At 37.6% G+C, this 18,838-nt stretch carries 23 protein-coding genes; 3 read left to right on the top strand and 20 right to left on the bottom strand.

The genetic code is table 11. The annotated features are described in order from the left end of the window. Positions 1-152: 152 nt before the first annotated feature. The 10 genes from HMPREF2963_RS05610 to HMPREF2963_RS05570 all read right to left on the bottom strand — a co-directional run bounded on the left by HMPREF2963_RS05610 (position 153) and on the right by HMPREF2963_RS05570 (position 8,317). The gene (locus tag HMPREF2963_RS05610; protein ID WP_070669152.1) at positions 153-950 is read right to left on the bottom strand and encodes a formate/nitrite transporter family protein; all 798 of its coding nucleotides are present in this window, start codon (positions 948-950) and stop codon (positions 153-155) included. A gap of 175 nt (positions 951-1,125) precedes the next feature. Continuing rightward, positions 1,126-1,833 carry a glucosaminidase domain-containing protein gene (locus tag HMPREF2963_RS05605; RefSeq protein ID WP_003068871.1) on the bottom strand — a complete coding sequence of 236 codons (708 nt, stop codon included), beginning with the start codon at positions 1,831-1,833 and terminating at the stop codon, positions 1,126-1,128. A gap of 324 nt (positions 1,834-2,157) precedes the next feature. Beyond that, entirely contained in the window at positions 2,158-2,745 is a 588-nt protein-coding gene (yihA, locus tag HMPREF2963_RS05600) for a ribosome biogenesis GTP-binding protein YihA/YsxC (protein WP_049492698.1), read from the bottom strand. 12 nt (positions 2,746-2,757) lie between these two features. After that, positions 2,758-3,990 (bottom strand): ATP-dependent Clp protease ATP-binding subunit ClpX, encoded by a 1,233-nt coding sequence (clpX, locus tag HMPREF2963_RS05595; protein WP_070669149.1) that lies wholly within the window; start codon positions 3,988-3,990, stop codon positions 2,758-2,760. Between the two features lie 53 nt (positions 3,991-4,043). Continuing rightward, positions 4,044-4,217: a hypothetical protein gene (locus HMPREF2963_RS09255; RefSeq protein WP_003024903.1), complete on the bottom strand. Its 174-nt coding sequence runs from the start codon at positions 4,215-4,217 to the stop codon at positions 4,044-4,046. Beyond that, on the bottom strand, positions 4,217-4,729 hold the full coding sequence (locus tag HMPREF2963_RS05590) for a dihydrofolate reductase (protein WP_070669147.1): 513 nt from the start codon (positions 4,727-4,729) through the stop codon (positions 4,217-4,219). The genes HMPREF2963_RS09255 and HMPREF2963_RS05590 overlap by 1 nt, the downstream gene beginning before the upstream one ends. Positions 4,730-5,014: 285 nt before the next feature. Beyond that, positions 5,015-5,854 (bottom strand): thymidylate synthase, encoded by an 840-nt coding sequence (locus tag HMPREF2963_RS05585; RefSeq protein ID WP_003068859.1) that lies wholly within the window; start codon positions 5,852-5,854, stop codon positions 5,015-5,017. 85 nt (positions 5,855-5,939) lie between these two features. Next, a complete protein-coding gene (locus HMPREF2963_RS05580) occupies positions 5,940-7,157 on the bottom strand; it encodes a voltage-gated chloride channel family protein (protein ID WP_003068856.1) in 1,218 nt (405 codons plus the stop codon). A 15-nt stretch (positions 7,158-7,172) separates the two neighbouring features. Further along, entirely contained in the window at positions 7,173-7,436 is a 264-nt protein-coding gene (locus HMPREF2963_RS05575) for a chorismate mutase (RefSeq protein ID WP_003068852.1), read from the bottom strand. 38 nt (positions 7,437-7,474) lie between these two features. After that, positions 7,475-8,317, bottom strand: coding sequence for a phosphate ABC transporter ATPase (locus tag HMPREF2963_RS05570; protein WP_070669145.1), 843 nt, complete (start codon positions 8,315-8,317; stop codon positions 7,475-7,477). A gap of 307 nt (positions 8,318-8,624) precedes the next feature. Here HMPREF2963_RS05570 and HMPREF2963_RS05565 point away from each other — a divergent pair, with 307 nt between their 5' ends. Then, entirely contained in the window at positions 8,625-10,139 is a 1,515-nt protein-coding gene (locus HMPREF2963_RS05565; RefSeq protein ID WP_070669143.1) for a helix-turn-helix domain-containing protein, read from the top strand. A 171-nt stretch (positions 10,140-10,310) separates the two neighbouring features. Here HMPREF2963_RS05565 and HMPREF2963_RS05560 read toward each other — a convergent pair whose 3' ends face one another. The 6 genes from HMPREF2963_RS05560 to HMPREF2963_RS05535 all read right to left on the bottom strand — a co-directional run bounded on the left by HMPREF2963_RS05560 (position 10,311) and on the right by HMPREF2963_RS05535 (position 14,676). After that, the gene (locus HMPREF2963_RS05560) at positions 10,311-10,946 is read right to left on the bottom strand and encodes a Pr6Pr family membrane protein (RefSeq protein ID WP_006269395.1); all 636 of its coding nucleotides are present in this window, start codon (positions 10,944-10,946) and stop codon (positions 10,311-10,313) included. Positions 10,947-10,954: 8 nt separating this feature from the next. Continuing rightward, positions 10,955-11,293, bottom strand: a complete 339-nt coding sequence (locus tag HMPREF2963_RS05555; protein WP_037596904.1) for a zinc ribbon domain-containing protein YjdM — start codon at positions 11,291-11,293, stop codon at positions 10,955-10,957. 139 nt (positions 11,294-11,432) lie between these two features. Then, positions 11,433-12,329, bottom strand: a complete 897-nt coding sequence (locus HMPREF2963_RS05550; protein ID WP_070669141.1) for an RluA family pseudouridine synthase — start codon at positions 12,327-12,329, stop codon at positions 11,433-11,435. Continuing rightward, positions 12,307-12,780 carry a signal peptidase II gene (lspA, locus tag HMPREF2963_RS05545; protein WP_070669139.1) on the bottom strand — a complete coding sequence of 158 codons (474 nt, stop codon included), beginning with the start codon at positions 12,778-12,780 and terminating at the stop codon, positions 12,307-12,309. The genes HMPREF2963_RS05550 and lspA overlap by 23 nt, the downstream gene beginning before the upstream one ends. Beyond that, on the bottom strand, positions 12,777-13,685 hold the full coding sequence (locus tag HMPREF2963_RS05540; RefSeq protein ID WP_003068831.1) for a LysR family transcriptional regulator: 909 nt from the start codon (positions 13,683-13,685) through the stop codon (positions 12,777-12,779). Before HMPREF2963_RS05540 ends, lspA begins: the two co-directional genes overlap by 4 nt. 136 nt (positions 13,686-13,821) lie before the next feature. Beyond that, on the bottom strand, positions 13,822-14,676 hold the full coding sequence (locus HMPREF2963_RS05535; RefSeq protein WP_070669137.1) for a GNAT family N-acetyltransferase: 855 nt from the start codon (positions 14,674-14,676) through the stop codon (positions 13,822-13,824). A 106-nt stretch (positions 14,677-14,782) separates the two neighbouring features. Between HMPREF2963_RS05535 and HMPREF2963_RS05530 the strand changes: the two genes are divergently transcribed. Together HMPREF2963_RS05530 and HMPREF2963_RS05525 are read left to right on the top strand one after the other, a co-directional pair. After that, on the top strand, positions 14,783-15,040 hold the full coding sequence (locus HMPREF2963_RS05530; protein ID WP_003068825.1) for a metal-sensitive transcriptional regulator: 258 nt from the start codon (positions 14,783-14,785) through the stop codon (positions 15,038-15,040). 438 nt (positions 15,041-15,478) lie between these two features. Next, positions 15,479-15,967, top strand: a complete 489-nt coding sequence (locus tag HMPREF2963_RS05525) for a prolyl-tRNA synthetase associated domain-containing protein (protein WP_037596898.1) — start codon at positions 15,479-15,481, stop codon at positions 15,965-15,967. 135 nt (positions 15,968-16,102) lie between these two features. Here HMPREF2963_RS05525 and HMPREF2963_RS05520 read toward each other — a convergent pair whose 3' ends face one another. From HMPREF2963_RS05520 to HMPREF2963_RS05505, 4 genes are all read right to left on the bottom strand, one after another. Next, complete coding sequence (locus HMPREF2963_RS05520) at positions 16,103-16,399, bottom strand: rhodanese-like domain-containing protein (RefSeq protein ID WP_003068820.1); 297 nt, start codon at positions 16,397-16,399, stop codon at positions 16,103-16,105. Continuing rightward, positions 16,389-18,044 (bottom strand): FAD-dependent oxidoreductase, encoded by a 1,656-nt coding sequence (locus tag HMPREF2963_RS05515; protein ID WP_070669135.1) that lies wholly within the window; start codon positions 18,042-18,044, stop codon positions 16,389-16,391. The genes HMPREF2963_RS05520 and HMPREF2963_RS05515 overlap by 11 nt, the downstream gene beginning before the upstream one ends. A 22-nt stretch (positions 18,045-18,066) precedes the next feature. Continuing rightward, complete coding sequence (locus HMPREF2963_RS05510) at positions 18,067-18,372, bottom strand: rhodanese-like domain-containing protein (protein WP_049480438.1); 306 nt, start codon at positions 18,370-18,372, stop codon at positions 18,067-18,069. A 192-nt stretch (positions 18,373-18,564) separates the two neighbouring features. Then, on the bottom strand, positions 18,565-18,838 hold a 274-nt coding region (locus HMPREF2963_RS05505), incomplete at its 5' end, for an LPXTG cell wall anchor domain-containing protein (protein ID WP_410002507.1).

The raw sequence follows: 18,838 nt of genomic DNA, 5'->3' as shown, positions 1-18,838 counted from the left end.
TTGTTGGCGGATACAGTCAAATTGCATGCCTTTTATTATGGCAACAGATTTTAATTCTTTCTTTTTTTGAAGCAAATAAAAAGAAGAGAAACGTTTCCATCCTCTTCTTCTACTTTTTTGAACACATATTTATATGCACGAACGGTCTATTTTCAATCTACATAAGTAGTTTCGTCTTTATTTAAAAAAGCATAGGACAAACCAATCAAAAGCCCTCCACCAATCCAATTAGCTAAAAAAGTAACACTAAAATGCCTTAAAATATTTAAAAGATTAAAAACCTCTATTTGCCCAGCAATTTTATTAAAAGCTACTAAAGAAAATGATGCAAAATTAGCTGCCAAGTGCTCATTGGTTAAAAAAACAAACATATAAATGGCAGAAATCACAATCAGAATTTTTGCAGTTGAATTTTTCAACAACAAATAAGATAGAATTGCAATATTAACAAAAATATTGGCAACAATCCCTTCAAAAATGACGAGCTGATTAGGACGAGACAATTTATGCTCTGCTATCCCAGCTAAAAAACTCTTTGATGTGAGATGAGTAAATTCACTAGTTTGATTAAAGATAAAACCAATAAAAAGAGCGCCTACTAAATTAAAAAATGTACAATATAGTAAAATGAGCAAAGCTTTTTTCCAATTTATCTTCTTCAAAAAGGTTCCCGCCGTTAAATACATCATATTTGAAGTAGTTAATTCAGCATTTAAAAAGAGAATGTAAACTAATCCCCAAGCAAAAATAAACGGAAAAACAAAACGTCCAGTCCCAGAAGCAAATCCATTCATTAGGTCTGCTACAATAACTCCCGCCGCTGTACTCAATGTTAAAAATGCCCCTGCAAACATCGAACGAATTGCATACTTCGCTTTGCTCCTGTTAAATAATTCTTCCTTTTTGTGACACGCATATTCAATTTTTGAAATAAATAACAATTCTGACATTCTCATCTCCCCTTGTTTTTTGTCATAAAAACGATGTGTTCATTATATCACAAACTTTTAGTTATGGGAAACGTTTTCTTTATAGATCCATAAAAATAGGCGAATAAACTAATTTCATCACCGAACAAAAAAGATTGGGATAAAAATCCCAATCTCTCTCATCTAATTACAAATATTATCGACGACGATTCGCCCAAGCAACATCCAAATTTAACACTTCCTGTGTTGTATATTGTTGACGATAAGGATTGTAGACCTTGTTAGATGCTGTAGCGCTAGTTGTTTGCGTACCTGGTACATCGTATTGTGTCAAATTATACTGTTGAATCAAATTATTTAGCTTGACGTTATAGCTTGTATCCGTCGCATAAATCCCTGTCAAAGCTGCTGTCGCATTCATATAACTGGTCGTATTACTCTTCCAAGCATAGGTATAGCGACTATGCTTTAAAATTGCTACATAGTCTTGCAAAGATTCAAAATAACTCGGATACGATCTAAACTCTGCATTGATCTTATAAGTATTTCCTTTCCCATCATCTTCTAGCGTAGGCATTGTAGCAGATTGACCAGCGTATTGACCTTTAATTCCAAATAAATTGTGATGAGGGGCAGCTGATAAAGCAGAACGTCCAGAATTGCTTTCCAAAATGGCCTGTGCAATCATAACGGAAGCATATAAATCGTTTGCTTGACCCAATTGACGAGCAGTTTCACCAATTTGTGAAATAAACACTTCTGTTTGGGTCAAGGGACGTTGGTAAGCCTCATCATTGGCACTAGCTGGGCGAATTTGCTTGGATAAAACTGCACTAACTAATAAAGTAACAGCCACCAAAACCAGAACTGTTAAAACTCTTTTTTTCAATTTTTTCTTTCTCATAGTTCATTTCTCCAGTATAATATATGTTTGATTATAACATAAAATCCTCGTTACTTAGTTACAATTTGGTGACAGATTCATTATAAAGGCGATAGAACAGAACTAAAAATTTTTACTTTTTCGTTCGTAGTTCCAGTTCCGCGAAAATGATTAGAAACTTTTTGAAGTCTAAAAGACAAACAAAGTTGAGACTTGCTTCGCAAGTCCTATCTGCAACCTCAAAGCAGTGCGTTGAGCAATCAGCTACCGTATCACGTGTCAAAAGATATTTCTAACGAAAAAGCAAGACCGGGATTTTTTGTCCCAGCCTCTTTTCTTTCATTCCTAAATTTTTTCCAAAATCGCATCCCAAGCCGCATCTAAACCATCTTTGTTTACAGATGAAAAAATAAGAAAATCATCATTTTTATCAAAATCTAACCTTTTTTTAATGACCGATTCATGCTTGTTCCATTTACTGCGTGGAATTTTGTCTGCTTTTGTAGCTACAACGATGACGGGTATCTCATAGTATTTTAGAAATTCATACATTTGCACATCATCTTCACTTGGCTCATGCCGAAAATCCACTAAACTTACAACTGCTCTGAGATTTTCCCTAGTCGTCAGATACTCCTCAATCATTCTACCCCACTTAGCTCGTTCTGTCTTAGAAACTTTGGCATAGCCATAGCCTGGGACATCCACAAACCGAAGTTGATTGTCAATGTTGAAGAAATTCAGCAGCTGCGTTTTCCCTGGCTTACCAGAAGTTCGCGCTAAGTTTTTTCGATTTAATAATGTATTGATAAAAGAAGATTTTCCAACATTGGATCGCCCAGCAAGAGCAATTTCAGGAATCTCATCCTGAGGATAATGAGATTTGTTGGCTGCACTCAACAAAATTTCCGCATTGTGCGTATTAATTTCCATACAACACCTCGCTTAAGCTGTTTCTAAAATCGGTTTATCTGTTCCATCAACTGCTTCCTTGGTAATCCGCACTAACTTCACATTTTCTTGACTTGGTACTTCAAACATGACATCCATCATGGTTTCTTCGATAATCGAGCGCAAGCCACGAGCACCTGTCTTGCGTTCAATAGCTTTGTTAGCAATCTCTTGGAGAGCATCATCATCAAACTCTAATGTAACATCGTCATAAGAAAGAAGCGTTTGATATTGTTTCACTAAAGCATTCTTAGGCTCACGGAGAATTCGTACCAAATCCTCAACTGTCAAAGGCTCAAGCGCTGCAAACACAGGCAAACGACCAATCAATTCAGGAATAAGCCCAAATTTTTGAATATCTTCGGAAATAATTTCTTGCATATAAGAACTATTTTCATCAATGGCTTTGTTATTTTGACCAAAACCAATGATCTTTTCACCTAGACGTTGTTTGACGATTTCTTCAATTCCGTCAAAAGCACCGCCAACGATAAAAAGAATATTCTTGGTATCCACTTGAATCATTTCTTGCTGTGGATGTTTGCGACCGCCTTGTGGAGGTACACTAGCTACAGTCCCTTCAATGATTTTAAGCAGAGCTTGCTGAACGCCTTCACCAGAAACATCACGAGTAATAGAGACATTTTCGCTTTTCTTTGCAATTTTGTCAATCTCATCTACATAGATAATGCCACGTTCTGCACGTTCAATATTGAAATCTGCCGCCTGTAAGAGTTTTAAGAGAATATTCTCAACATCTTCCCCGACATAGCCAGCTTCCGTCAAAGCTGTCGCATCTGCAATCGCAAAGGGAACATTTAGACTTTTCGCTAAAGTTTGAGCAAGAAAAGTCTTACCAGAACCAGTTGGACCAATCATAAGAATATTGGATTTTTGTAATTCGACATCATCCTCTTCTTCACGATTATCGTGAAAATTGATACGTTTATAGTGATTGTATACAGCAACAGCCAGCGCTCGCTTTGCACGATCTTGCCCTATTACATAGTGATTTAAAATGTTAAGCAATTCTTGTGGTTTTGGTACTTCCGACAAGTCTGCCAAGACTTCTTCTGCTAATTCTTCTCTAATAATTTCTTGTGCTAATTCCACACATTCGTTACAAATAAATGCATTGTTTCCTGCAATAATTTTTTGAACTTCTTCTTGACTTTTACCACAAAAAGAACAATAAACCATCATTTCGCTCGTACGATTTGTAGGCATCTTTCACTCCAATCTATTCATTACAATTTCTTTTTCGTTCGTTTAGTTGTTTATTATTTAAATAAGGTCATATAAAAAGCATGAATACTATTCACCAAATTTGTAAAAGCATTCAGCCAAAAGAGAACTGATAATCCATACCGCTTTTTACGAAAAGCCTGTGTAGCCGCCATGACACAAACGACACACAAAAGAGCCGTAAAAAATCCGAAAATACTACGTTCCATTACGACTCCTTTCTCTGGAAGGTTGTTACAGTAAAATCATACTCATTCTTTTCGTCTTTGGCATAAAATTGACGAGAACACTCCTGAAATTTCGTCATATCAAACTCTTTCGGGAAATAGGTATCTCCTTGTAAACTAGCATGAATACGTGTCATAACTAACTCATCAACGAAAGGCCCAAATGCAGAAAAAATTTGACCACCACCAATAATATAAAGCTCTTTTTCCTGCATCTCATACCATTTTAGAACAGAAGTGACATCGTGAAAGATCAATACATGCTCATTGTCTACTTGATACGACTTATCTCTTGTCAAAATAATCGTAGTACGATTAGGCAACACTCTACGGTTCATCCCGTCAAATGTCACCCGACCCATTAAAATAACCTGTCCAGTTGTTGTTTCTTTAAAATGCTTAAGGTCAGCTGGTAAATGCCAAGGCAATCTATTGTTTCGCCCAATCAAGCCATCCTCATCTTGTGCCCAAATAGCTACAATTTTCTTCGTCATTCCCTCATCCTTTGAATTGATAGTTCTATTTTATCAAATTTCAGTAAAAAAGGCTGATTTTAACTATCAAATCACCAGACAATTTATATTTGCCTTTGGAAAATAGTTAAATAAGCCTCTTCGTTTATTAGTTTTTGAAAAAACATAATAAGTCTAGTGAAACTCAGCTTTCTGTGAATTCTTTTTATTTACATTCTGGGAGGCGATTGGAATTGCATAGGAAGCAAAACCAATTTGTATCAAAATAATAAACTTTTTTACATTCAGAGAAATTTTGTTTCATTATCAAATTGCTAAATCAAATTTCAACTGTGGCTTAACAGGGTCATAATTAATTAATTCAAAATCGTCTGCTTTAATATCAAAAAAGTTGGTTCCATCTGGAACATTCAATATCAAGCGAGGTGCACAATCCGTTGGTTCACGCCGGAGCAATTCTTCTGCTTGCTCGAATTGATTATCATAAATATGTAAATTATTGACAAAATAAAAGAATTTGCCAACTTTCCACCCAAAATGCTTAGCAATCATCATTTGCAATGCGACATACTGCATGGCATTGATATGGTGAGCTACCAACATATCATTTGAACGCTGTGTCAGAGTTGCATCTAGGTAGATTTCACCATCTACACGTCGGACATCAAACATGGTCTGAAAAGCACAAGGCAATAATCCTTCTGTTTCTTCAAAAGCTTCATAGTCCCAAAGTGAGATAATATTTCGACGATTCCAAGGATTCGTCTCCAGCTGTTTTAAAATTTTATTGATAATATCATGTTTTTTAACAACAGCACCATATCGCTCACCAATAGTGCGAGTAGTTCCTACTTCCCAATCATTCCAATAATGAACGTTGTATTTGTTTTCTAAAACTTCTAAGCTATTGGATTGATCTTGATAAATCCAGAGGACTTCTTTAATCGCTGATTTGATAGCAATCGGACGAAGCGTTGTGATAGGGAATTCTCCCTTGCTCAGATCGTACTCAGCAAAAGAACCAGTGATATACTTAGAATTAGCAACTTTCCCGTTTTTATAGCGCGGACGTGCATTTTCAGAAAAAACACCTTCATGTAAAATTTTTCGAATATTTTCTTTAAAAATGGAATCTACTTTTGTCATGACTTTCCTTTTCTAATCTTGCTTTTTCTAGTATAACACAAAATAAAAATCTCCTACAAGTTAAAACCTCATAGAAGATTATTTTTCAATATCGAATTTTTTGGGCTCCATAAATCGAATGTTGTCGGTGAAGACTAAATGCCACGACACAGACTATGAAAAAATATGGAAAATTGCTAAAACCAAACACCTCACAACCAATCAGAATCGGTCCCAAGAAAGTAGAGGTAGCACTTCCGAAAACTGCAGCATAGCCTAGCGCCGCAACCAAGCTAACTGGAAGACCAAATAAACCTGCCAGTAGAACGCCTAGACTTGCCCCAATGGCAAAAAGCGGTGTCACTTCTCCACCTTGAAAACCTGCTGATAAAGTCAAAACTGTTAGAAGTAATTTAAAGAACCAATCATATAAATAAATAGATTGTCCAGCAAAACTAGCCGTAATTAAATTTGTTCCAAGCCCTGAGTATCGACCTTTATCCAACAATAAAAAGACAATACTTAAGACAATTCCCATCACCACGATTCGTTTGTAGGGATTTGGAAAAATAGTTGCCGCTTTCTTTTTACTCCACAAGAGAGCATAAGCAAATACATTGCCACAAAGTCCAAATAAAACTCCAAGGAGCACTAATTTAATAACAAGTATTGGAGATAATCCCAAATGAGCAGAAATTGGTTGCATAAATTTTTCAAGACCTAACGCATGTGATGTCCAAGCAGCAACGAGAGAGGCTATCATGGCAGGATACAAAGCAGTCAGCTGCAAGTTTCCTACAACCAAGACTTCCATCGCAAACAAAACTGCAGCCAGTGGCGTTTGAAATAGCCCAGCAAAACCAGCAGCCATTCCTGTAACTAAAAATACTTTTGAAGTATTAGGAGTAGAAAAGTTCTTGCAAAACCAGTGAGAGACTGTGGCACCTAATTGTACTGCTACTCCTTCTCGACCGGCCGAACCACCAAAAAGATGCGTCAACCAAGTCGTCACTATAACAAGAGGGATTAAGCGCTTGGGAATGTGATTTTCTACACCATGACCAACTTCAAAAATCAAGGTCATTCCTTTGCTACTTTTCCCACCATATTTCTGATAGAGAAATACAATCACTAATCCTGCAAAAGCTAAAAAAGGAATCAAATAAAGGGAATGCAAGATGCGGACTTCACTTAAAAATATAAGCGTTCGCCCAAATATCGTATCAATAGTTCCAATTACTAGTCCCATAAGAATGGACAATACCGTAATAGCTATCACTTGATTTCCGATATTGACCCACTTTAACCTATGAATTTTTTTCATTTTATCATTCCTATATTAGATATGCCGCTCTTGATAAGCACGTGAATGTTTTAAAACATCTGAAAAAGTCTGCACAAGGGTATCTTCATACTGTTTTTCCTGCACACTATTTGCAACTTTCTCTAAAATAATTTGCTCACGCTGAGTATCTAATACTGCTTTCCCAGTCTGACGTTTGTAGAGAGCTACTTGGCTCACTAACGCCATTCTTTTTTCTAACAAGGTAATTAAGTCTACATCTATTTGATCAATTTCTTTTCTAATTTCTGCTAAATCCATAGCTGCCTCCTAATTACTTTCTATCTTATCAAAATCTTTTACAATATGCTAGTGGTCGTCCTATCTCTACCATCTAGCTCAAGCACTTTTTCATATACCTTATCATTCCATTTTACCAGTCCATCGTTTTGATAATCTAAATAATGAATCCTGTTTTTTAAATAATTTGGAATAATACCTTCAAATTCCTTTTTATTTTGACTTGCAATAATGCAGACACAAAGACTGAGATCTAACAATACCTCATCTTTCACTTTTGCTGCATGATAACCATCAAATACATAGCCCTTTTGATTCACAATAGTTTCATACCGGAAATGAAAACTAACACCAGGTATGAAAGCTTCTTCCAGATCGACTTCCGTGGGATTTCTTTCTAGCAATCGTTCCATTGCTAACCTATAACCAGATGTCGTATTAGACCACCCAAACATGACATAGTCAAAATAATCCGCTGGATCACCTGCTGCATTTCGTTTATCGTTCACAAGCTGTTTGCCAGCCAAACCAAAAGCCTTCGTGGCAGACAATAATTTCCCACTTTTCAAAATCTCCTTAGCAGTTTCCACAGTGCAAGTATGACTGAGATAATCTGACATCACACATTCACCATATACATTAAAGGTTCTAGCTTCTTTTCTGTCACGCGGGGTAAACGGATATATTACTTTACTATTATCCAGATACTGACAGACTAGGCTTTGTAGAACAGGATTTTCACACTCTATTTGAGTCTTCCTATTGTATATTTTTTCATACGCCACGAACTTGGCAATTTTTTCCAATTCCCAGCTGTTAATCTCAGGATAATCTACTAAGGCAAAATTGTAAGTGCCATTCCATTGAAGACTAAAATCATTTTTACAAATTTTTAATTTCATAGAATACCTTTTCACATTTATAATTGCTATGCTTATTATACATCTATATACTAAAAAATTGATAAGAGATTTGATTCAATGATTGAAAAACTCATTTTATATCGTAAAATACTAAAATAGAATATGTGTAAATTTTTTCTCAATTGAATTCAAAAATACTTACTTAAAATGAGACAAACCTACTAAAATAGCGCCCTTTTAACCTCAATGACTCCAAACGATACTCATAACGCCCCTTTTCTTTAAAATCTTAGTTGACAAGCCCTTTCCTTGTATGGTAATTTTAAAAAACAGAGGAGAATCGTTTATGTTAGATAAATATTTGGAAGAATCAATTTTAAATAAAGCAACCATTTTACAAATCATTCTAGAATTTCAAACGATTGATATTGAGCAACTAGCACAACTCACTGAATTTAGTGAAAAAATCATCTATCAACATCTAGCAGAATTGAAAGAGGAATTCAATGATTTATTTTATCTGAAAGTTTTTGCGAACACAGTTCACTTAGACCTGATTACAAAAATCAATCCTTCCATCTGTTTTCATCGGATTTATCAAAGTTCAACCTTTCTCCACCTTTTGCGCTACTTCTTACAAGAAGAAAAAGAGAGTTTCATTTGCTTTATCCAAAAAGAGTACATATCCCGTGCAACTGGCTATCGAATACGTGATAAGTGTTTGGACTTTTTGAAAGAAGTTGGGTTATCCTTAGACAGATACCAAGTCATTGGACCAGAATACCGTATTCGGTTCCTTATCGCTTTGCTGGAATATAAATTTGGCATTCATCTGTATGAAATTAAAGAAAAAGAGTTAAAACTCATTTATCAATGGATTCGTTCTTCCAATGCCCACATCTCACAAGAAGCCTTCGAAGCAGCTACAGAAGAAAGTCGCTTCTTTTCTATTCTCGTGGTGCTAATGTGGAAACGAAAGAATTTTCCTGTGGTTCTACCTGCCTCACAAGAGCTAGAAAAACTAAAAACGCTCCTTGTCTATCCAAAACTGATAACCTTAACCAAGAAAATTTTGGAACCTGCCCTACAAGTGATGTTTACACCGACAGACTACGATTATCTATTTTTAGCCTATTGTACTACCCCTAATCCTTTCTCTAGAGACAAATGGTTGGAACACGATCGCGATACAGCTCTTGATATTATCATGAAACAAGGAATGTTACTGCCGCTCATTCAAAAATTTCGCTTATTATTTGGAGATGAGCTGATCAATTCTCAACCATTTAGGATTGTCATGCTCTTCTTTATGAAGCCTTTTATCTGCAATTTACAAAGTTTGGTTCCCAATTCTTACATTTTCCAATATGACCACCGCGGATTGTTTGACCCCCTCTATCTCCTCTTGAGCCCACTTGTCAAAGAATGGATGAAAGAGGTGGGATTGACAGGTGAAGTATACAAGTACCACATTTATCATGTGACCATTCAACTGAGGGAGTTGATTTATGCCAATATGGCACCTATTTCTTTGTATATTTTTGCAAGTAATAATGCCGATGTAACGACTTTAAAGAATGCTTTTTCAAGAAATATTCCTCCTTCTATTACTCGGATTGTGGTAATTGACTTTTTGAATAGTTCGCTCCATTTACAGGATCACGACGAAACAAATATAATTGTAGCAGACCAACATATTTCAACTTATATCAAGAGCTTATTTCCAGATAAGGAACACATTCTTATCAATTTCTCGATGAATTTTTATGATATTCATTACCAGCATATCTATGAAGCTATTTATAAGTTGAGAAAAGAACGCTATCAGGAATATATCAATGGGTTGAAAAAATTACTTTAATCATCATTAGATGGAAACAGAGTAATGGTGTTTACTTTATGAACTGTCCTCAACAAAATGAAGAGCTTAATTTTTCAGCGCCAGTAGTAATTAAGGCAAGAAAAAACCTGAAGAAAACGTTCAAAAAAAGTTTTTTTCAGGCAAGTAGACAAATTTTGCTGTTTCAAGTATTTAAGAAGACCCTTTCCTATGTGAGGATAGGGACATAACTCCGTAAAGCAGAAAGCTCGCAAGCAAATAACCAATAAAAATTTTGATTGACCACTGTAAGACATAAGACCAGCCATATTTTGGGATATTTAGAAAGAAGTAAGCAAATGGACTATCTTTAGCACCTGGAATAGGCCACTTGAGAACCAAACCATTAAACAGGGCAAAAGCCATGTAAAGTAGAGGCACACTAGTCCAAGCAATGGGATCAAACCAGCGATATTGCAAACGTTTATCAAAAAGCACAGTATCCGCTAAAAACCATAACGGTACAATGTAATGACATAGGAAATTTTCCAGTCGATAAAAATCAGTCGCTAACGGAGCAAGCAGAACATGATAGATGACACAGGTAATCATGATACACATAGTGACACCGCCTTTAATCCGAAATAGTGTCTTCGTTTGCCAGCGACTTTCAGAACGCGCCATTAGATACAGCAAATAAGCTGTGAAAGCTGTTACGATAATGTTAGACAAAACAGTATAATACATAAGCATGCCAAGACCGCCATGCTTTGTAATTTCAAGATATACTCCCACAAACCCTAAGATAAACAATATCATGCGGCTATAAAAAATTACATTTCGTTTCATTACTGACCTCAGATTTTCTTAACAAATTCTGACTTAAGTTTCATCGCACCAAAGCCATCAATCTTGCAGTCAATATTGTGATCTCCAACTACAATCCGAATATTTTTCACGCGCGTTCCTTGTTTCAAATCCTTTGGAGCACCCTTGACTTTTAAATCCTTGATGAGAGTAACAGTATCTCCGTCCACAAGTTGATTGCCATTTGCATCAATCGCTTTGATGCCATCATCTTCTTCATCGACTTCAGCCGGATTCCACTCATAAGCACACTCTGGACAAACTAATAGTAACCCATCTTCGTAAACATATTCTGACTGGCATTTTGGACAATTTGGTAATTGATTCATATCTTCTCCTCACTAATACCTAGAATTTATGGCGCCCTCCCATTTTACTATAAAATAAAAAATTTGACAAATAAGAGAAAATGACTAATTTTTAAAAGAAATCTACTATCATGAGTTTACATATTTTCTTACTCTAATCTCATTTCAGTCCTTTTCTCAATGTAGCTAATGTTTCTTGGAAAACGATCGGCACTTCTGCTGTAAATTCCATGATTTTTCCCGTCTTAGGATGAGTAAATCCAAGCGTTCTAGCATGTAAGAATTGACCGTGCCCTTTTAGCGTTTTTCGTGGTCCATACACGCCATCCCCTGCTACCGGATGACCAATATAAGCCATGTGCACACGGATTTGGTGGGTACGACCTGTTTCTAATTGCAATTCTACTAAAGTATAATTCCCAAAGCGCTCTAAAACATGAAAACGAGTAATTGCTGGTTTGCCTTTAGCTGTAACAGCTTGCTTCTTGCGATCTTTTTCACTTCGCCCAATTGGTGCTTCAATAACACCTCTATCATTTGGCAAATTGCCATGCACAATAGCCCAATACTTCCGTAGAGATTTTTTAGCTTTTAATTCATCAGCCAGCTTGATATGGGCATCATCGTTCTTAGCAATCATAAGTAAGCCTGATGTATCCTTATCAATCCGATGGACTATTCCAGGTCGCAAAACACCATTGATGCCAGATAAATCCTTGATATGGTACGTGAGGGCATTGACCAGCGTACCGCTCGTATGTCCAGCGCTTGGATGTACCACCATCCCTTGAGCTTTGTTCACCACTGCCACATCTTCATCTTGATAAACAATATCCAGTGGCAGATCTTCTGCAACGTATTCCATCGCTTCAGGTTCGGACAATTCGTAAGTAATTACGTCACCCGCCTTAACAGCATATTTTGCTTTCTTCACTTGTCCATTGACTAAGATTTGCCCACTTTTGATTTGTTCATTAGCAAGGCTGCGGGATAATGGTGTCAGATTAGCAAGCGCCTTGTCCAACCTTATACCACTAATTTCTACCTTTACTTGCATTGTCTTCTTCCTTTAACATCATCACTACTAACACCATCACACCAATCGTCAGATAACTATCCGCTACATTAAAGATTGCAAAATTTATAAAATCCAGCTGAAACATATCCACGACAAAGCCTTGGCGCATGCGGTCAATAAAATTTCCAATCCCACCTGCAATAATCAAACTCAAACTAGACAGTAACCAGACAGAACCTTTGATGTGCTTGCTCAAATACCAAATAGCTGCACCAATCACCACTAAAGTAATCACCGCAAACAACCACTGCTGGTTTTCTAAAATTGAAAATGCCGCACCTGTATTTCGCAAATAAGTCAAACTCAAAATTTTTGGAATAAAGGACTTTACTTCACCTAATTGAATGTTTTTGACAATTTCAAATTTTACCCATTGATCCAAAGCAATTAAGGCTACAATCACAATTGGCACCATCACTTTTCGTTTCATTTTTTACCTCTTTTTGCAAAATATTTTTCCATAACAGCAACAAAAGCTGCACCAATTGGTGAAAGCTCTACTTCTTCACGTTTAACATAAACCATGCGATTTTCCAAGTTGTCTTGTAATCGAATCACCGTAATGCCGTTTACGCTATTACTATCCAAAAATCCAGATCCTGTTGCATAAGCATCCGTCCGCTCTAAAATGCCATTCAAAGTGGCACGATCAGTTACATTAAACATCTGAGAACTGGCACTAGTATCCACAAAATTCTCTGAATAATAGAGATATTCATCCTTTTCCTGTGTAAAACGAACTGTCGGCAGATCTGTCAAATCTTCCATAGTAAGCTCCTCTTTCCCAGCTAAGGGGTGATCTGCCCGTAGATAGATATGCGTCTGAAAAGGAATCAAATCTATCACTTCTAGTCCCAATTTATCAATCCGCTGCATCATTCCTTTAGTATTTTGATTATTCAGATAGATAATGCCAATCTCACTATGCCCCTGCGCCACTTCATCTAAAATCTGCACTGTTGTGGATTCAAAAATTCGGAAATTCTTATCTTTTGGATAGCGTTTAGCAAATTCCGTTATCAGAGGCGGTAAGAAATCATAGTGCTGGCTAGCAATGGAAAATTCTGCTTTTTCTTCCTCTGGATTGGCGTATTGATTTTGAAATACATCAAATCCCTTGACCAATTCTTGGGCTTTTTCGTAAAATTCCATCCCTCGACGTGTCAGAAATGTGCCACTGCTCGTTCTATGAAATATTTTAAAGCCCAATTCTTTTTCTAAATCTCGAACCGCAATGGACAAGCTCGGCTGGCTGACATACATTTTCTCAGCTGCTTCCCGAAAGGTGCCACTGTTGGCAATCGCTACAACATAACGCAGTTGTTGAATATTCATGCTTTTATCCTCTTTTAAATGTTTTATCATTATACCATAAATCAAGGCATAACTAAACCGTCATACACTAAGGATTCAATAAAGGCATTCTCCTACGTTCCCTAGAATAACATTCTTGACACATGTTTGCCTCCTATTACTTACCGACATAAACGGTTTCTGTCATTACTTGAAACCCTAATCGTTGGTAAAGTTTGTAAGCTCCTGTATTTTCCTTGTCTACCACAATTTGGAAATTTAAATCATTCCGATCATACATGTCATTCATTATTGCCGACATAAGATAAGAGCCTAGTCCTTGTCCCTGTAGCTCTTTTTTCACTGCTAGACCAAAGAAAAAATTGAAATCTGTGCTCATATCAACAGAGCAAGATGCAACAATTTTCCCATCTTTTTTCAATACAAACAAAAGAGTATTATCATCTAAAATAGCTTCACGTGCATAAGTGCGGCTGCTTTCTAAAGAATTTCCAAACGCTTCTGCTTGGAAAGTTGCAATCTCTTCGACCAAGTCCAAATCTGCCAAAACAACTTCTAAACCCGCTCTCTTTTCTAAAGCAAATTGTCTGCGCGGCTGCTCCAGCCACAACTCAGCATCTGTTATGTGAAATTGAAAATGCTCTAAAAAATTCGGGTGTTTGGTCAAAAAAGCTGTTTCTGTCACATAGTCAACTTCGGATAAATTGTATTGTGTCGCTACATTTGCAAATTCGCTTAGCAAGGCACGAGCAATTCCTTTGCGCCGATAGGCAGGTATCACATAGAGTGAAACTTCAGCTTCTTTCGGTTCATCAGCATAAACGAATAAATAACCTACTAACTTAGCTGCTTCATAGGCTAAGAAAAAAGCAGGCATATCTTTATCTACGTTGTAAGTCGTATCAAGATAGGGGGTACGATAAGTTCCATCTAGCTGATGGCAAGCTGTCGTGACTGCTAACAACTGCTGACGTTCTTTTTCTGTCACATTATTTCTTTTTAAAATATTCATCACTTTTCTCCTTAACTCTTTCATTATACCACAAAGAAAAAGCGACTACTTTGACAAAGGAGACTATTCAAGATATAATGTAAAAAAATACACAGAGGACAAGAACATGACAAACTCAAAGCTTATTACGCGACTAAAACGCTCCGAGGGACAATTACGTGGCATTCAAAAAATGATAGAGGAAGAACGCGATTGTGCAGACGTTATCACCCAATTAACCGCTGTTCGCTCTAGTGTCGAGCGTGTCATTGAGTTGATGATTACCGAAAATCTCACCGAATGCCTCAACCATCCTTTGGACGATCCTAAAGCTCAAAAAGAGCGGCTAGAAAAAGCCGTCCAATACTTTATCAAACGAAAATAATCTCAGTAGTTTTCTTCGCTTGCTGAGGTTTTTTATTGACGTTGCACAGTAAAAGCGTTATTCTAACTATCACTTCTTTTTTAAAAAATAGAATTGATCTATTGAGCAAAGGGAGCGTCCGCCCGGCTGATGGACGAAACTCGTTTCTAGGTAGACTGTCCGCCCGGCGGAAAAAGTCAACTTGTTGTCAGACAACGTTTCAGCCCGGCTGACAGAACAAACTGATTTCTAAGCAAGCCGTCCGCCCGGCGGACAGGGCAAATCTGTTTTTAGGCAAGTCGTCAGCTTGGCTGATGAACGAAACTCGTTTTCAGACAAGTTATCGACCCAGTCGACAAAGTGAACTGCTTTTGGTGCAGATTGTCGCCCATTGAAAGAAAAATACACCTCAATATGGTATAATAAAAGTAATAAAATAACCCAAAGGAGGCAAGTAAAATGGACTTATACACAAAAGTGGAAGAAACCCTAAACAAACTAAACATTCCATTTGAAATCGTAGAGCACGAACCAGCGCTTACAACCGAGCAAGCCGACAGCTTCATCGAAGGCATCGAGGGTGTCCGCACCAAAACCATGTTTCTTACTAATAAAAAGAAAACTGCCTACTATTTACTCATTATGGACGACAAAAAACGCTTGGACATGGACTTGTTTAAAGAACTGGTCGGAGCCAATAAAATCCGCATGGCATCATCTGATAGTCTATTTGAAAAAATGATGTTACCAGCAGGTGTTGTTTCTCCTTTTGGATTGTTAAACAATGTAGACAAAGATATTCAAGTCTATTTTGACAAAGAAATCATGTCGGAAAAACGAATGAGTTTTCACCCCAATACCAATGAAAAAACACTCTTTTTAGACACAACGGACTTACTCAAATTCCTAGAAGCTATTGGTTATGAGCCACATATTATTGAGTTATAGGTTGGACAAAAACTCAATTTCTAGTCAAAATGAAGCAATGAACAAGAAAAAGCTTAAAATCAACGTTTTTGATAACTTGATTTTAAGCTTTTTACTATTTTTGGAAGGTTTTTATTCAGTTTCTTTTCTCTTTCCTTATTCCACCTCGCCATGCCAGAAATTCATGCCCCCAGCTACATTGGTTACATCAAATCCTTGCGCACTTAAAAACTGACACGCAGCCGCAGAACGTGCGCCAGATTGGCAGATAACATAGTATTTCTCCTGCTGGCTGAGTTGTTTGTAGCCCGTCTCAAAAGTGCTTAATGGCAGATTTTTTGCCGTCGGCACGTGTCCCATTTGAAACTCATAATCTTCTCGCACATCAAGAATGGATAAGGTTTCTGTCTGATATTTTTTATAAAATTCAGGCATGCTGATGCTAGTTTCCATATTCTACTCCCTCTGGTTTGACCATTTTGTACAAGGCAAAGGCGCCGTCTAGATTTTGAACAGAAAATCCTGCTTGTTTGAGAATGCGCTCGGCAATATAGCTACGAAGTCCACTATGACAGCTCACGATATAATCCTGCGACTTGTCTAACTCTCCTAAACGCTCACGCAATTCATTTAAAGGAATGTGAACCGTATCCACTTTCAAACGACCTTGTTGAAGCTCACTGGCAGTCCGCACATCTAGGAACTTCTTACCGGCAGCTAGTTCATCTTCCAATTCATACCACTGGATATTGTCGCTCAAACCTTCTACCAAGTTTAAGGCTGCGTATCCCAGCATATTGACCGGATCTTTAGCAGAGCCAAACGGTGGCGCATAGGTAAATTCCAACTCTGGCAAATCAAAAATGGTTAGATTACCTTTAATAGCCGTTGCCAAAATATCAATCCGCTTATCAACACCTTTTTTCCCAACACCTTGTGCACCGTAAATTTTGCCACTTGTTGGCTCAAAGAGGAGTTTCAAGGTCACATCAGTCGCACCCGGATAGTAGCCAGCATGATCCTTACCACTGACATGAATAACTTGATAAGGCAGGCCATTCATACGAAGAATGCGCTCGCTCAGCCCTGTTGAAGCTGCCGTCATGTCAAATGCCCGAACAATAGCTGTACCAATGCTGCCTTTATTCTTTCGAGCTACTCCAGCAATCACATCCGCAACTTGGCGACCTTGACGATTAGCAGGCGAAGCCAATGAAATCAGTGCATCTTCTCCTGTAACTTCTTGCTTGACAACAATCGCATCGCCGACCGCATAAATATCAGGTTGACTGGTTTCATAACGCTCATTGACTAAGATACCGCCACGCAATCCCAACTCAATACCTGCTACCTGTGCTAAAGCATTCTCTGGTTGCACCCCGACAGATAAAATGGTCACATCAGAAGCAATTTTTTGCCCATTCTCCAGCACAATGACCTTTCCCTTGTCCTCAAACCGCGTAGCAGACTGAGAAGTAACTACTTGAATGCCGTTTTTCAACAATTCAGCCTGAACAAAAGCAGCCATTTCTTCATCAAGCGGTGGCAAAACATGCGGTGCTTTCTCAACAATTGTCACATTCAAACCACGCTTACGAAGATTTTCTGCCATTTCAAGTCCAATGAATCCAGCCCCAATCACCACAGCTTCTCTTGGTTCTTTCTCCAAAGCCAACATAATCTCATCTAGGTCAGGAACATTACGTAAAGTATAGGTATTTTCAGCTGTTTCCAAACCTTCAATTGGAGGTACAAAAGGTTTTGCCCCCGGAGATAAAATCAGCTTATCGTAACTCTCTGTAAATTCCTTTCCGTCATGCCGAACCGTCACCATATGTTGATCTGGTGAGATAGCCGTCACTTCATGGAAAGGTCGCACATCTAAACGAAAGCGTGCCTTTAAACTCTCAGGCGTTTGCACTAACAAGTCTTCCCGCTCAGCAATTTCTCCAGAAACATAGTAAGGCAGACCACAGTTCGCAAAGGAAACGAATGGCCCCTTTTCAAAAATAATAATCTCAGCATCTTCTTTTAGCCGTCTTAAACGCGTCGCTGCAGACATTCCACCTGCAACTCCACCAACAATGATAATTTTCATTCAACTTCCTCCTTTATCACTTTTAAACAACTTTTCCGGTCCAAGCACTCATACCGCCTTGAACATTGACAACATCGTAGCCTTTTTTCTTTAACTTTTTGGCTGCCATTTTGCTCCGCACACCGGAATGGCAAATGACATACAGTGTTTCATTTGTTGCTGGCGTGTATCTTGCGATTTCATTGAGTGGGACATTCTTCGCACCCTGAATATGACCATTTCGATATTCAGACGGTGTTCGTACATCTAGCAGTTGAATTTTCTTTTTTAATTTTTGTTCCAATTCACTTGTAGAAATACTATCTATTTTCGTAAATAAGTGAAACATAAGCACCTCCATTTATACCCTTATGGGGTATATTAAATCATGAAGCCTTTCTTTTGTCAAGCATATTGTTTCAATCTTTTAACAAAAAAAGGAAGCTTCACAAATCAACTATGCCAAGTTGCTTGTAAAGCTTATCCTTTCTATCGAATGATTCAACCTTTAGTTTACTTTTATATGTTTACAAAAGGTTCATCAATCTTCTTTTTTACAACGACCAACTAAACCTAAAGCTGATAAAAGTAAACCGATACCTGTCAGCATTGTAAGAGTTGAACCATCTTGTACATCACCTGTACTTGGTAAAAACTTTTCTTTCGCTGGAGCTGGTTTGGTCGGAGGTGTTTGTACAACCGTCAAAGTTGGAGGTGTTGGTTTGTCCGAGACTGACGGAACTACTGGAGGTGTTGGCTTGTCTGGAATCACTGGATTCGCAGTGTAATGCACATCCTTGACAATATCCTCTTGA

Source organism: Streptococcus sp. HMSC067A03, from assembly GCF_001814295.1.
GTDB classification, from domain to species: domain Bacteria; phylum Bacillota; class Bacilli; order Lactobacillales; family Streptococcaceae; genus Streptococcus; species Streptococcus constellatus.
Note: the sequence above shows the minus strand (reverse complement) of the source record. Positions and strands in the feature narration are given on the sequence as shown.

Coding starts and splice junctions, on each gene's coding strand:
- HMPREF2963_RS05610 (WP_070669152.1), bottom strand. CDS start 950: ATGTCAGAATTGTTATTTATTTCAAAAATTGAATATGCGTGTCACAAA.
- HMPREF2963_RS05605 (WP_003068871.1), bottom strand. CDS start 1,833: ATGAGAAAGAAAAAATTGAAAAAAAGAGTTTTAACAGTTCTGGTTTTG.
- yihA (WP_049492698.1), bottom strand. CDS start 2,745: ATGGAAATTAATACGCACAATGCGGAAATTTTGTTGAGTGCAGCCAAC.
- clpX (WP_070669149.1), bottom strand. CDS start 3,990: ATGCCTACAAATCGTACGAGCGAAATGATGGTTTATTGTTCTTTTTGT.
- HMPREF2963_RS09255 (WP_003024903.1), bottom strand. CDS start 4,217: ATGGAACGTAGTATTTTCGGATTTTTTACGGCTCTTTTGTGTGTCGTT.
- HMPREF2963_RS05590 (WP_070669147.1), bottom strand. CDS start 4,729: ATGACGAAGAAAATTGTAGCTATTTGGGCACAAGATGAGGATGGCTTG.
- HMPREF2963_RS05585 (WP_003068859.1), bottom strand. CDS start 5,854: ATGACAAAAGTAGATTCCATTTTTAAAGAAAATATTCGAAAAATTTTA.
- HMPREF2963_RS05580 (WP_003068856.1), bottom strand. CDS start 7,157: ATGAAAAAAATTCATAGGTTAAAGTGGGTCAATATCGGAAATCAAGTG.
- HMPREF2963_RS05575 (WP_003068852.1), bottom strand. CDS start 7,436: ATGGATTTAGCAGAAATTAGAAAAGAAATTGATCAAATAGATGTAGAC.
- HMPREF2963_RS05570 (WP_070669145.1), bottom strand. CDS start 8,317: ATGAAATTAAAAATTTGTAAAAATGATTTTAGTCTTCAATGGAATGGC.
- HMPREF2963_RS05565 (WP_070669143.1), top strand. CDS start 8,625: ATGTTAGATAAATATTTGGAAGAATCAATTTTAAATAAAGCAACCATT.
- HMPREF2963_RS05560 (WP_006269395.1), bottom strand. CDS start 10,946: ATGAAACGAAATGTAATTTTTTATAGCCGCATGATATTGTTTATCTTA.
- HMPREF2963_RS05555 (WP_037596904.1), bottom strand. CDS start 11,293: ATGAATCAATTACCAAATTGTCCAAAATGCCAGTCAGAATATGTTTAC.
- HMPREF2963_RS05550 (WP_070669141.1), bottom strand. CDS start 12,329: ATGCAAGTAAAGGTAGAAATTAGTGGTATAAGGTTGGACAAGGCGCTT.
- lspA (WP_070669139.1), bottom strand. CDS start 12,780: ATGAAACGAAAAGTGATGGTGCCAATTGTGATTGTAGCCTTAATTGCT.
- HMPREF2963_RS05540 (WP_003068831.1), bottom strand. CDS start 13,685: ATGAATATTCAACAACTGCGTTATGTTGTAGCGATTGCCAACAGTGGC.
- HMPREF2963_RS05535 (WP_070669137.1), bottom strand. CDS start 14,676: ATGAATATTTTAAAAAGAAATAATGTGACAGAAAAAGAACGTCAGCAG.
- HMPREF2963_RS05530 (WP_003068825.1), top strand. CDS start 14,783: ATGACAAACTCAAAGCTTATTACGCGACTAAAACGCTCCGAGGGACAA.
- HMPREF2963_RS05525 (WP_037596898.1), top strand. CDS start 15,479: ATGGACTTATACACAAAAGTGGAAGAAACCCTAAACAAACTAAACATT.
- HMPREF2963_RS05520 (WP_003068820.1), bottom strand. CDS start 16,399: ATGGAAACTAGCATCAGCATGCCTGAATTTTATAAAAAATATCAGACA.
- HMPREF2963_RS05515 (WP_070669135.1), bottom strand. CDS start 18,044: ATGAAAATTATCATTGTTGGTGGAGTTGCAGGTGGAATGTCTGCAGCG.
- HMPREF2963_RS05510 (WP_049480438.1), bottom strand. CDS start 18,372: ATGTTTCACTTATTTACGAAAATAGATAGTATTTCTACAAGTGAATTG.